This window comes from Desulfovibrio sp. 7SRBS1, assembly GCF_049723905.1.
Lineage (GTDB): Bacteria > Desulfobacterota > Desulfovibrionia > Desulfovibrionales > Desulfovibrionaceae.
The window spans coordinates 3,550,293-3,562,456 of record NZ_JBJKFD010000001.1; the positions used below are offsets into that span (position 1 = coordinate 3,550,293).

12 protein-coding genes and 1 other RNA gene are annotated in these 12,164 nt (G+C 58.3%); 7 read left to right on the forward strand and 6 right to left on the reverse strand.

Features of this window, described 5'->3' with window-relative positions; genetic code table 11:
- Positions 1-5: 5 nt before the first annotated feature.
- From ACI0FJ_RS15820 to rpsB, 6 genes are all read right to left on the reverse strand, one after another.
- Entirely contained in the window at positions 6-821 is an 816-nt protein-coding gene (locus ACI0FJ_RS15820) for a phosphatidate cytidylyltransferase (protein ID WP_424304908.1), read from the reverse strand.
- A gap of 300 nt (positions 822-1,121) precedes the next feature.
- Positions 1,122-1,847: a polyprenyl diphosphate synthase gene (gene uppS, locus ACI0FJ_RS15825; protein ID WP_424304909.1), complete on the reverse strand. Its 726-nt coding sequence runs from the start codon at positions 1,845-1,847 to the stop codon at positions 1,122-1,124.
- A 357-nt stretch (positions 1,848-2,204) separates the two neighbouring features.
- Positions 2,205-2,759: a ribosome recycling factor gene (frr, locus tag ACI0FJ_RS15830; protein ID WP_424304911.1), complete on the reverse strand. Its 555-nt coding sequence runs from the start codon at positions 2,757-2,759 to the stop codon at positions 2,205-2,207.
- Positions 2,760-2,764: 5 nt separating this feature from the next.
- A complete protein-coding gene (gene pyrH / locus ACI0FJ_RS15835) occupies positions 2,765-3,484 on the reverse strand; it encodes a UMP kinase (RefSeq protein WP_424304913.1) in 720 nt (239 codons plus the stop codon).
- Between the two features lie 343 nt (positions 3,485-3,827).
- Positions 3,828-4,436, reverse strand: coding sequence for a translation elongation factor Ts (tsf, locus tag ACI0FJ_RS15840; RefSeq protein ID WP_424304915.1), 609 nt, complete (start codon positions 4,434-4,436; stop codon positions 3,828-3,830).
- Positions 4,436-5,260 (reverse strand): 30S ribosomal protein S2, encoded by an 825-nt coding sequence (gene rpsB / locus ACI0FJ_RS15845; RefSeq protein WP_424304917.1) that lies wholly within the window; start codon positions 5,258-5,260, stop codon positions 4,436-4,438. The genes tsf and rpsB overlap by 1 nt, the downstream gene beginning before the upstream one ends.
- A 310-nt stretch (positions 5,261-5,570) precedes the next feature.
- Here rpsB and ACI0FJ_RS15850 point away from each other — a divergent pair, with 310 nt between their 5' ends.
- From ACI0FJ_RS15850 to cysS, 7 genes are all read left to right on the forward strand, one after another.
- A complete protein-coding gene (locus ACI0FJ_RS15850) occupies positions 5,571-6,689 on the forward strand; it encodes a FapA family protein (protein ID WP_424304919.1) in 1,119 nt (372 codons plus the stop codon).
- Between the two features lie 35 nt (positions 6,690-6,724).
- On the forward strand, positions 6,725-7,480 hold the full coding sequence (locus tag ACI0FJ_RS15855) for a motility protein A (RefSeq protein ID WP_424304921.1): 756 nt from the start codon (positions 6,725-6,727) through the stop codon (positions 7,478-7,480).
- A complete protein-coding gene (locus ACI0FJ_RS15860) occupies positions 7,481-8,248 on the forward strand; it encodes a flagellar motor protein MotB (protein WP_424304923.1) in 768 nt (255 codons plus the stop codon).
- 1 nt (position 8,249) lies between these two features.
- Positions 8,250-8,858: a flavodoxin family protein gene (locus ACI0FJ_RS15865; protein ID WP_424304925.1), complete on the forward strand. Its 609-nt coding sequence runs from the start codon at positions 8,250-8,252 to the stop codon at positions 8,856-8,858.
- A gap of 92 nt (positions 8,859-8,950) precedes the next feature.
- Positions 8,951-9,308: RNase P RNA component class A (rnpB, locus tag ACI0FJ_RS15870), an RNA gene on the forward strand.
- 52 nt (positions 9,309-9,360) lie between these two features.
- Complete coding sequence (ispD, locus tag ACI0FJ_RS15875) at positions 9,361-10,569, forward strand: 2-C-methyl-D-erythritol 4-phosphate cytidylyltransferase (RefSeq protein WP_424304927.1); 1,209 nt, start codon at positions 9,361-9,363, stop codon at positions 10,567-10,569.
- Positions 10,570-10,614: 45 nt separating this feature from the next.
- A complete protein-coding gene (gene cysS / locus ACI0FJ_RS15880) occupies positions 10,615-12,072 on the forward strand; it encodes a cysteine--tRNA ligase (protein ID WP_424304929.1) in 1,458 nt (485 codons plus the stop codon).
- The last annotated feature ends 92 nt before the right edge of the window (positions 12,073-12,164 follow it).

The following is a 12,164-nucleotide window of genomic DNA, read 5'->3' on the forward strand; positions in this document are numbered from 1 at the left end:
CCTTTTTAGTTGACGAACAGGGGATAGAGCGTGCGCGCGGCAAAGTAGACGGGCAGGACCAGAACCAGTCCGTCGATGCGGTCCATGATGCCGCCGTGCCCGGGCAGAAGGTGTCCGGAATCCTTGACTCCCAGGCGGCGTTTGAGCGCGGACTCGAAAAAATCGCCGAATTGGGCCGCAATGTTCAGAATAATCCCCAGACAGATCCATATCCACCATGGGGTTTGCAGCGTGTTGCCGAAGCCGAGGCCGATGATGAGGCTTACGACCACGCTGGCGGACATGCCGCCGAAGCTGCCGGCCCAGGTCTTTTTGGGACTGACCACAGGCCATATCTTTGGCCCGCCGATCAGACATCCCGCATAGTACGCGCCCGTGTCCGAGGCAATGGTGGCCAGCAGGACCAGGGCGGATTCCGCCGGGCTCAGAAACAAAAACAGCTGCAAGGACAGCGGAAGATAGAGCAGGCCGGTGAAGAGCACAGCGGCGTTGGCGAACGAGGCGTTCCTGTCCTTGGTGCCGTAGCAGAACAGGAAAAACATGTTGGCGGTCCAGAACGAGGCCAGCAGCACGGCGGCCAGCAGCTCCATGTTCTGGCTTCTGGCGGCCAGGAAGATGCAGGAAGCCAGGACCAGGCCGATGGCTTTTTTGCCGATTCCCTGGCGACCGGGCCAGAAAAGGGCGTAATATTCGAGAAGGCCGAGCAGGGCGACGAGCAGGGCTGCGCCGAAAACGTACCACCCGCCCAGGGCCATGACTGCGCAGAGTGCCACGAGCATGGCCAGACCTGTGAAAATGCGTTGGGAATGCGATGAGAGCATGAAACCGACCGGGTAAGAGGTTTGTGGGGTACGCCTGAAGGAAGCCGGGGCAAGGCAATGTGCGTCTTCCGGCCCTTTTTGCGTCCGCTGAATTTGTGTCGGCACAGGGTATCCGGTTCGCGCAGGGAGGGCAAACGCAAATCCGGTTCCAGGCGTGGCGGGAAATGGCGGCCGAACTTTCTGTGCGGCGCCATGACGCCCAGCCATGACGCCCAGACACGACAGCCTGCGCAGGGCTTTGCAGTGGCGGCTGAGTGTCCGCCGGGCGTCACCAAGAGTGTGCGGCTTGGCGGGCGTTTTTTAGTGTGCGTCGCCGAATCGGCGTTGGCGCGAGGCGAAGTCGGCCAGGGCTTCGTCCAGATGTGCGGGGGAAAAATCGGGCCAGAGCGTATCCGGAAAGCACAGCTCGGCATACGAGGACTGGTAGAGCAGAAAGTTGGAGAGGCGCAGCTCCCCACTGGTGCGGATGATCAGGTCCGGGTCGGACTGGCCTGCGGTGTAGAGCAGGGAAGAGAAGAGTTCGTCCGTGATCTCCTCGGACGGGATGGCTTTTTCGGCAATGATGCGCGCGGCGCGCAGAATTTCTTCCCGCCCGGAATAGTTGAGCGCCAGGTTCAGGTCCATGTCCCGGTTTTGGGCGGATTTCTTGATGGCATGCTGCAAGGCCTGGCGCGTGGCAAAGGGCAGGGCGTCTATTTCGCCCAGAACGTGCAGGCGGATGCCCTGTTCCATCAGGGTGCCGAGTTCGTTGCTCAGAAAGCTTGCCAGCAGGTTGAAGAGGTAGCTGACCTCGTCCTTGGAGCGCTTCCAGTTCTCCGTGGAAAAAGTGTACAGGGTCAGGTGCCGGATGCCGAGTTCCCGGCATCGGGTGACGATGGCTCGTGTGGCCTCGGTGCCCGCCTTGTGTCCGTCGCTGCGGGAAAGCCCGCGCCGGGTGGCCCAACGTCCGTTGCCGTCCATGATGATGCCCAGATGGCGGGGCAGAACTGCGGGGGCCGTGGCTGATGGCGCATCCACTGGGTTCATGCGATCGTACCGTTGTTTCTGAAGGATGGTGTGAGCGTGGCCGTTGTCGGCCGCCTTAGTGTCGTGTCCGTTCAATTCGTATCAATAATACTGCCGCAGTGCACGCGGCGCGTCACATGGTGGCATAGAGAGCCATGCGCCGTCAAAGGCGGCGTGAGGGAATCTGAAAACGCGTTTTTCAGGTCGCGGTCAGTCCACCTGATACGCCCACCAGATACGTTTGGCAGATACGTCTATGCCTTTGGTGGACATCACAGGGATGGACATACACGGGAGCAGGCGGGGTGAAATGTCCCCGCCGCGTCTCCCAGCATAACGATGCCCGCAGAATACCAGCTGCATCCTGCGGAAACCGGGTTAGATTTCCATTATTTCCTTTTCCTTGGCGGTAAAGGTATCGTCCGACTTTTTGACGAAGGCATCGGTGGCTTTCTGGATTTCGTCCTGCCCTTTGTGCTGTTCGTCTTCGGTCAGCTCCTTGTCCTTCTGCATTTTCTTGAGAGCTTCGTTGCCGTCGCGGCGTACGTTGCGCACGGCGACCTTGCAGTCTTCCGTGTACTTTTTCGCCAGCTTGACCAGATCTCTGCGGCGCTCCTCGGTAAGGGGCGGCATGCTGATGCGGATGAGGACGCCGTCGTTCACCGGGTTCAGACCCAGGTCGGACGCGATGATGGCTTTTTCGATAAGGGAAAAGGCGTTTTTGTCCCAGGGCTGGATGGTCAGTGTGCGCGAATCGGGCACGGAGACCGAAGCGATCTGGTTTACCGGGGTGGGGGTGCCGTAATAGTCCACTTTAATGGTCTCTACGAGTCCCGTGGACGCGCGCCCGGTGCGCAGTTTGGAAAATTCGCGTTCAAGGTTTTCAATGGCTTTCTGCATTCTGGATTCGCAGTCGTTGATAACGGATTGCATGAGCTTTAGCCTCCTGTAACGGTGGTTCCGATGTCTTCACCCTTGGCGACCTTCAGGATGTTGCCCTCTTCAAAAAGGTTGAACACCATGATGGGCATTTTGTTGTCCATTGCCAGGGAAATGGCGGTTGTGTCCATAACACGCAGCCGTTTTTCCAGGGCTTCCATGTGGGTGATGGTTTTGAACATCACCGCATCGGGATTGGTCATGGGGTCCTTGTCGTAGATACCATTGACCTTGGTTGCCTTGAAAATGGCTTCGCAGCGAAGTTCCATGGCCCGCAGAGCGGCAGCGGTGTCGGTCGTAAAGTAAGGGTTGCCCGTACCTGCCGCGCAGATGACGGCCCGGCCCTTTTCCAGGTGCCGGATGGCCCTGCGCCGGATGTACGGTTCGCTGACTTCCTTCATGTCGATGGCCGACAGCACCCGTGTATCGAGACCGTGTTTTTCCAACGCGTCCTGAACTGCCAGGGCGTTCATCACCGTTGCCAGCATGCCCATGTAATCGGCCGATGCGCGGTCCATGCCGCGGGCGGATTCGGACACGCCACGGAATATATTGCCGCCGCCGATGACCAGGGCGATTTCCAAGCCCTGACTGGCAACGTGTACTATTTCACGGCTGAAGGCCTCAATGGAGGCAGGGTCTATTCCTCCGCCTTTTCCTCCAGCCAATGCTTCGCCGCTAAGCTTTAACAATACCCGTTTGTAACGCAGGTTGTCCATAGAGAAACCCTCCGGGGGGTATGAGATGGCCGCGTCGGATGACGCGGCATGACATTTCAGGCCGCTTGTACATGTGCGTCCGCACAGCGGACTGCCAAGGTGCGGCCTTCGGACAAGGACATCTGACTGTAGGCAGGGTTGGCCCGGTGGGTCGGGCTCCACAAAACAACCGCCGCACTTTTGCCGGACGCCGGAGAAAGGAAATTCCCCGGGGATACGGAAGTCGGGCGGCGATGTTTTGCGACAGTCTGCCGGTTCGACGTCGCAATCGAGTTGGTTGCCCACTGTGAGCGGTGGGCCGAAAAATGGCGAAAAAAAAGCGGGCCTCGCGGCCCGCTGTGTCTTATTCTTCTACGGCGTCTTCGCCAAGGGCCATTCTGGAGAATCGCCCGATCTGGATGTTCTCACCCAGAACTGCAATCAATTCGTTGAGCAGATCCTGGATGGTCACCTTGTCGTCCTTGATGAAGGGCTGCTCGAGCAGGCACACTTCCTTGTAGTACTTCTTCAGGCGGCCTTCGACGATCTTTTCCGCGATGTTGGCGGGCTTGCCTTCTTCAATGGCCTGGTTCTTGTAAATCTCGCGTTCCTTTGCCATGAGGTCGGCGGGAACGTCTTCGGCGCACAGGCAAATGGGGTTGGCAGCGGCAATCTGCATGGCCACGTTCTTGGCGAATTCCTGGAACTTGTCGCTGCGGGCAACGAAGTCGGTTTCGCACTTTACTTCGACCATGACGCCGATTTTACCATTGGAGTGGATATAGGAACCGATAAGGCCTTCGGAAGCGGCACGGCCAGCACGCTTGGCGGCTTTGGCAATGCCCTTTTCCCGAAGCCAGTCAATGGCCTTGGACTCGTCACCGTTGGTTTCGGTGAGAGCTTTTTTGCAGTCCATCATTCCTGCGCCGGTCTTTTCGCGCAGGACTTTCACCATCTGTGCGGAGATAGCCATTATTCTGCCTCCTCGGGGGTGCTTTCTTCGGTTTTTGCTTCAGCAGGAGCTTCTTCAGCTTTCGGCGCGGCAGCGGCTTCGGCTTCGGCAGCTTCCTTCATTTCCTTTTCAACCGATTCCTTGGAACCTTCGCGGTCGTCGCGGCGGGCCTTGCCTTCGAGGCAGGCGTCGGCGATGTGGGTCACGAACAGCTTGATGGCGCGGATGGCGTCATCGTTGCCGGGAATCACGTAGTCGATCAGGTCGGGATCGCAGTTGGTATCAACGACGGCCACGATGGGAATACCAAGCTTGCGGCATTCCTTTACGGCAATGTCTTCACGCTTGGGGTCGATGATAAAGGCCACGCCGGGGACGTGTTCCATGTTCTTGACGCCGCCCAGGTTGGCCTGGAGCTTCTTCATTTCGCGGCTGAACTTGGAAACTTCTTTCTTGTTGTATTTGTTGACCGTGCCGTCTTCGAACATCTCTTCGAGTTTCTTCAGGCGGTCGGTGCTTTTCTTGATGGTCTGGTAGTTGGTCAGGGTGCCGCCCAGCCAGCGGTTGCTGATGAAGTGCATGCCGCAGCGGGTGGCTTCGGAGTTGATGGACTCCTGTGCCTGGCGCTTGGTGCCTACAAAGATGACGTCGCGTCCCTTGGCCACGGTTTCAGCGATGAAATCGTGCGCGGTGCGGAACAGTTTTACGGTCTGCTGCAGGTCGATGATGTGGATGCCGTTGCGGGCGCCGAAGATGTAAGGGCGCATTTTGGGGTTCCAACGGCGGGTCTGGTGGCCGAAGTGGACGCCGGTTTCCAGCATCTGCTTCATAGTTACGTAAGCCATACGTCTCTCCTAGGGTTGTTTCCTCCGCTCCCGTCCTGGCCGGTCCACTATGGCCGGCACCCATTGGCTTGGGGGAGCGTGCGTTTTCGGACCGGGTTTGATACCTTTAAGCCCGGTGGAATGCAAGCTATTTGTGTTCCTTCTTGCTATCTTTTATTGTTACCCGGTTTTATAATTGGGCCGCAACGTATTTTTTGCTATTACCGCTCCTTGGCATGTGGATGTTGCGGTTACGCCATCGACAGCTGATATCTGGAGTTGTCTGCGCCCTGCAATATGTAGGGAAAGCGCAGGAAAAAGGGAATAATCTATGTCGTATCGCCTGAAGCTTTCGTTCGATCCGAACTTTAACTACTCCAAACTTCAGCCGAGACACAAGGCGGATGGCGGAGTTGACCATTTCGACCTGGGATATGTGCAAAGCGTCCACCGTAACGAAGTGCTCGCTTGCTGGGAAGATAGCGACCAGAACGTCCTGGGCTCCGAAGCATACACGCTTGAGCTGGAAGAAAAAAAAATGCCCGCCGGGCCCAATTGTCATGTCGATCCTGGCAGCCCGGATTGCCTCCTGGCCTCCGTGGACGGCTATATCGTCTACCGCGATGATGAAATTTCCGTAAAGACCTTGTTGAATGTGCGGCGCGATGTGGACTTTCATACGGGAAACATCCGTTTTCCCGGCGACATTGTCTTTGCATCCGACGTGCGTTCGGGATTTTCAGTCATAGGGCGGCATATCTGGGTAAAGGGCGAAGTTGAGGCCGCCAACCTGCGGGCTACGGGATCGGTGATTGTGGACGGCGGGGTCAAGGGCGGACAAACTGGACAAATACGGGCGCGGGGCGGCATAAGGGTGCGCTTTTGCGAGCAGTGCCGTCTGCGGGCCCGTACCGGCATTTTGGTAAAAGGCTCCAGCCTGCACTGCCGCCTTTACGCGGGGCGCAAGCTGGTGGTCAGCGAACGGCTGGTGGGCGGCAGTGCATCCAGCCGCGACCTGGTCTACGTCAAGGAACAGTTGGGAGGCGGTCTTTCCACCGAGACCGAGGTGATTGTCGGGTACGACCCCGCCTTGCTGCTGCGTGATGATATGGTTGTGGAAAAAATGCGGAAATTGCGGGATAGGCGTTCTTCTTTGGAGCGAGTCATCCGGCGTGAAGGCGGGATTGCCGAGTTGCAGAAAAAGCTGAGCGAAACATCGGCACGTATCACCGCGCTCAAGGCGCGCCGCGCAGAAATGTGGGAAAGTTACACTGCTGTTGGAAATTATGGAAAATGTCGTGTTATAGTACCCGGAGCCGTCAGGCCGGGTGTGGACATCTATATAGGCCCCGCATACCTGAAAGTTCAGGATTTTCTGGAAAACGTCCATTTTTATTACAAGGACGGCGAAGTGTGCGTAGGTAGCCCTGCATTGCCAGGCAAACGTTAGAAAGACCCTGATCTGGAATTGGAATTGAGACTCATATGGATATTGCAACTCTATTAGGAATACTTGGCGGTCTTGGGTTGATTGTCACCTCCATTGTGCTTGGTGGCAACATCATGGGATTCGTCGACATCCCTTCGCTTGTGGTTGTCATGGGCGGTACGATTGCCGCCGTGTTGGTTATGTTTCCGCTCAAAACCGTAATCGGGGCCATAAAAGTGGGCATGAAGACCCTGCTTGCCAAGGAACCCGATCCGGAAAGTCTGATCAAACAGATCGTGGAGCTGGCCGAGCTGGCACGCAAGGAAAGCCTTGTGGCCATGGAAAAGGCCAATGTGTCCAACCCGTTTTTGCAAAAGGGTGTGCGTTTGGTGGCCGATGGTTCCTCCCCCGCTTTGGTGGGAGCCATCATGGATTCCGAAATAAGCTACATGAAGCGGAGGCACCAGCGCGGGCAAAACGTGTTCAAGGGGCTTGGGTCGGCGGCTCCTGCCTTTGGCATGATCGGTACCTTGGTCGGTCTGGTCCAGATGCTTCAGAACCTGGACGATCCTTCGTCCATTGGTCCCGCCATGGCTGTTGCGCTGCTGACCACTTTTTACGGCGCGATCATGGCCAACCTGATGTTTCTTCCCATGGCCAGAAAGCTGGAAGAACGCTCTCTGGACGAACAATTTTATATGGAAGTCGCGCTGGAAGGTGTTCTTGCCATCCAGAACGGCGAGCATCCCCAACTGGTCAAGGAAAAGCTCCAGGCCTTCCTTGCTCCGGCCCTGCGGGAAAAGGCGGGTTAAATGGCCGCTCTTCAAGAACAAGCGCCAAGGAGAAAACCAAAGGACGACGGACCACCGCCGGCCGAAGGCGCACCCGAGTGGATGACCACGTTTGCGGACATGGTTACGCTGCTGCTCTGCTTTTTCGTGCTCCTGCTGTCTTTTGCCAACCAGGACGTGGAAAAGTTCCGCGATATGCTCGGTTCCGTGCAGGATGCCTTTGGCGTGCAAAAAGAACGTCCCCAGGACGTGCATATCGCCTATGCCCCGTCCCTGGCGGATCGTAAGGATCTCAATCTCAAGGCCGAGCAGCGCAAGCAGCTGGTCATGTCCCAGATGATCCGCGACATGGTCGACAAGGACCCCGCAATCAAAAAGCAGGTCCAGGTCAATGCCGAGAACGGAGGCGTTCTTTTCCGGGCCAGCGGCCGCCTTGTTTTCGAGCCGGGAACCACCAAGTTCGCTCCAGGCGCGTACAAGGTCTTGGACAAGGTCATCAGGGTGCTCAAGGAACATACCTACGATCTCATAGTGGAAGGGCATACTTCCACGAAACCGGAAAGCAAAAGCAGTTTGTATCCATCCAACTGGGAGCTTTCCTCGGCCCGGGCGGCGGCTGCGTTGCGCTATATAATGGATAAGGGCGGCATACCCGCCTCGCGGCTCAAGGCCGTGGGCTATGCCGGTTCGCGTCCTCTGGTGCCAAACGACAGTCTGGAAAACATGAATCGCAACCGGCGTGTGGAATTCTTTTTCCGTCCACCGTCCGGAAAGGGCATGAGGTTTTAGCGTGGAAGCCCTTCCTGTTGTGTTTTCCTGCAGTCCCAGGGCTGGCGGCAACAGCGATGCCGCTGCCGCATGTATCATGGAGGAACTGGCCGCGCTGGGGCGCACGGCCCGTCTTGTGCGGCTGCGCGATACTCCGCTGCGCCCCTGCCAGGGCTGCTACGGCTGCCGCAAGGACGCGGCCGGACGGTGCGTGCAGCCCGATTCGGAACGGGCAGGACTGGTTTACAAGTACCTGCTGACCGCCCCGCAGTTCTTCTTTACGGCTCCTATCTATTTTTACCACCTGCCCGGTCTGCTCAAGGACTTTATCGACCGCAGCCAACCCTATTATCTGCGCCGCGAGGCTGGTGAACCGGACATGGTGGGATTGCCTGCCCGAACTGCCTGCAGTGTGCTCGTGGCCGGGCGGCCCAAAGGGGAGAAGCTCTTTGACGGTGCCGTTCTGACCATGAAGTTCTTTTTGCACACGTTCAACATTACGCTGGCCGAGTCCCTGAATTTGCGCGGTATCGACCTTCCCGGAGATCTGGAGGCCGATGCCGTTGCCAGGCCTGCCATTCGGGAAATGGTGGGGCGAGCAGTGGGGGGCACGGTTTTTTTGGCCAGATAGGGCCGGATAGGGCCGGATAGGGCCCGACAAGATTCACCCGTTGGCAACGCGCCCACTGGACAACCATCCCTTTGATGCGTACATGCCCTTTGGGAGTCGGACAGGCTGTCGCCGCCTGAGAAATCAGGGGGAGGAAAGTCCGGGCTCCGCAGGGCAGGACGCTGGATAACGTCCAGGGGGAGCGATCCCCGGAAAGTGCAACAGAAAGCAGACCGCCGAGGGAACTCGGTAAGGGTGAAACGGTGGGGTAAGAGCCCACCAGCGGGCATGGTGACATGCCCGGCTGTGTAAACCCCGTTCGGAGCAAAACCAAATAGGGATGCGCCTAAGGCCGGCCCGGCCGAGCATTCGGGTAGGTTGCTGGAGGCCGTCGGTAACGGCGGTCCTAGAGGAATGATGGCCGCCCCGCTTGCGGGGAGACAGAACCCGGCTTATCGTCCGACTCCTTTTTCTTTTTATTTTTCCTGATCCTCGCGGCTCGTTTCGCGTCACGGGAGCAGATATGAACATCTGGGCGGTCGTTCTGGCTGCGGGCAAGGGCACACGCCTGGCCCAGGCAGCCGATGGACAACGCAAGCAATACCTTCAATACCGGGGAGCCCCCTTGTTTTGGGCAAGTGCCAGAACCTTTGCCGCCATGCCTGTGGTCAAAGGGGTGGTGTTTGTATTCTCTCCGGAAGATATTGAAAATTCCCGCAAAATGCTTGCCGGTCTGGTAGGGCGCGATAATTTGGGGCTGCCCTGGCTGGTGGCTGAAGGCGGCGAACGCCGACAGGATTCCGTGCGCAACGGCCTGGACGTGCTGCCCCGCGAGTGTACCCACGTGCTGGTGCACGATTCCGCCCGTCCGTTTGCCACGCCGCGCATGATTTCGCGTCTGGTCGACGCCCTGGTCAACGGGGAACAGGCGGTCATCCCCGGCATTCCCGTTACCGATACCATCAAAATTCTGAACCATGATGTGGTTTGCCATACGCCGCTGCGCCATGATCTGTGCGCCGTGCAGACGCCCCAGGCCTTTGAGCTCGATTTTTTGCGCCAGGTCCACGAAAAGGCCCGGCAGCACGGCTGGGACGTGACCGACGACGCCATGCTCGTCGAGCAGTGCGAAGGCCGGGTGTATGTGGTGGAAGGCGAGGCGGGAAACATCAAGATAACCAATCCGGAAGATTTGCGCCTGCTGCGGCGCGAAAACGGGGAACAAGCCATGCAGAAACTGCCCGTCAGCGGGTTCGGCTACGACGTGCACCGCTATATGGACCCGCAAGACCCCAAGGCGCGCCCCATGATATTGGGCGGCTTTCCCATTCCCGGCGCGCCGGGCGTAGCGGCCCATTCGGACGGGGACGTTCTGCTGCACGCTCTGGCGGATGCCGTTTTGGGCTGTGTGGGCCTTGGAGACATTGGGGGGCTTTTCCCGGACACCGATCCGCAGTATGACAACGCTTCCAGCGGAATGCTGTTGGCCGAGGTCATGGAGCGGGCGCGGGCCGAAGGGTTTGAACCCACGCATGCGGACCTTACCATCATTGCCCAGGCGCCCCGGCTGTCCCAGCATAGGGAGTGCATCCGCAAGAGCGTTGCCCACCATCTGGGGCTTACTCCCCGGCAGGTCAACGTGAAGGCCACAACCGAGGAAAAGCTCGGCTTTACCGGACGCAAGGAAGGAATCAAGGCGGTTGCCCTGGTCAACGGGCTTCTCGCCGGATAATAGCGGAAATATTGCGGAAACCGCATAATACCACGGAGACGACACATGGAACTCTACAATACGCTCACACGGCAGAAACAGACATTCGAGCCGCGCATTCCCGGCAAGGTCAGCATGTATGTATGTGGCATCACCGCCTACGACTTCTGTCACGTCGGCCATGCCCGTTCCACAGTGGTTTTTGACGTGCTGGCGCGGTTTCTCCAGCGTAAAGGCTACGAACTCACCTTTATTCGCAACTTCACGGACATTGACGACAAGATCATCAAGCGGGCCAACGAACTGGGCCTGACCAGCAAGGAAGTTGCGGAAAAGAACATCGATTATTTTTACCAAGACATGGACCGCCTCAACATCCGGCGGCCCAACATAGAGCCCAAGTGCACCGAGCACATCCCCGAGATGCTTACGCTGACCCAGACGCTTATCGACAAGGGACATGCCTATGCCACGCCTTCGGGCGACGTGTATTTCCGCGTCCGTTCCTTTGACGGCTACGGCAAGCTCTCCCGCCGCGATATCGACGACCTGCGCTCCGGCGCACGCATCGAACCGGGCGAGGAAAAGGAAGATCCACTGGATTTCGCCCTGTGGAAGGCGGCCAAGCCCGGCGAACCTTCCTGGGAAAGCCCCTGGGGCCAGGGACGTCCCGGCTGGCACCTGGAGTGCTCGGCCATGAGCGAAAAGTACGTGGATCTGCCCCTGGACATCCATGGCGGCGGACAGGACCTTTCCTTCCCCCACCACGAAAATGAGATTGCCCAGTCCGAGGCCGCCACAGGCAAGGAACTGGCCCGCTTTTGGGTGCACAACGGATTCATCCAGATCAATTCCGAAAAGATGTCCAAGTCCTTGGGCAACTTTTTCACCATCCGCGACGTGCTGGACAAGTTCCAGGCCGAGACCATGCGTTTCTTCCTTATGAGCAGCCACTACCGCAGCCCCCTGGATTTCAGCGACGAAGCCCTGGAAGAGGCGGAAAAGGGCATCCGCCGCGTCTATGCCGCCATCGGCCAGATGCGCGAATCCCTGCAAAAGGCCAAATGGTCCAAGACCCAGCTCCCCGAGGAAATTACCGCCGAGCTGGCCGCCCTTGAGGAAAAGTGGAACGCGGCCATGGAAGACGACCTCAACACCGCCGCCGCCCTTGGCTACGTGTTCAGTGCCGTCCGTCTGGCAGGACGCATTGGCGAAGACAAGGCCATGCGCAAGTCCGAAGGCGCACGCGATCTGTGGCAGCGCATCCTCGACGACCTGGCAAGCTGGGACGAAGTGCTCGGAGTCTTCCATCGCGACCCCGACGAATTCCTGGCCGAGCTGCGCGACACCCGCGCCGCACGCAAGGGCATCGACACCGCAGCCGTGCAGGTCAAGCTCGATGAGCGTCTGGAAGCGCGGAAGAACAAGGACTTTGCACGCTCCGACGCCCTGCGCGACGAACTCGCTGGACTTGGCGTGGACGTAAAAGACACACCCGCCGGACAGGTTTGGGACGTGTTGTAAGAACTGGCTGGCTGCTTAAAAGGTACGAGAACAAGGCGCTAGAAAAATTCAAGGCCGCTGCGTATTTTTTGATACGTGAGGATTTGAATTTT

Coding starts and splice junctions, on each gene's coding strand:
- ACI0FJ_RS15820 (WP_424304908.1), bottom strand. CDS start 821: ATGCTCTCATCGCATTCCCAACGCATTTTCACAGGTCTGGCCATGCTC.
- tsf (WP_424304915.1), bottom strand. CDS start 4,436: ATGGCTATCTCCGCACAGATGGTGAAAGTCCTGCGCGAAAAGACCGGC.
- ACI0FJ_RS15850 (WP_424304919.1), top strand. CDS start 5,571: ATGTCGTATCGCCTGAAGCTTTCGTTCGATCCGAACTTTAACTACTCC.
- cysS (WP_424304929.1), top strand. CDS start 10,615: ATGGAACTCTACAATACGCTCACACGGCAGAAACAGACATTCGAGCCG.
- frr (WP_424304911.1), bottom strand. CDS start 2,759: ATGCAATCCGTTATCAACGACTGCGAATCCAGAATGCAGAAAGCCATT.
- uppS (WP_424304909.1), bottom strand. CDS start 1,847: ATGAACCCAGTGGATGCGCCATCAGCCACGGCCCCCGCAGTTCTGCCC.
- ACI0FJ_RS15855 (WP_424304921.1), top strand. CDS start 6,725: ATGGATATTGCAACTCTATTAGGAATACTTGGCGGTCTTGGGTTGATT.
- ispD (WP_424304927.1), top strand. CDS start 9,361: ATGAACATCTGGGCGGTCGTTCTGGCTGCGGGCAAGGGCACACGCCTG.
- pyrH (WP_424304913.1), bottom strand. CDS start 3,484: ATGGACAACCTGCGTTACAAACGGGTATTGTTAAAGCTTAGCGGCGAA.
- ACI0FJ_RS15860 (WP_424304923.1), top strand. CDS start 7,481: ATGGCCGCTCTTCAAGAACAAGCGCCAAGGAGAAAACCAAAGGACGAC.
- rpsB (WP_424304917.1), bottom strand. CDS start 5,260: ATGGCTTACGTAACTATGAAGCAGATGCTGGAAACCGGCGTCCACTTC.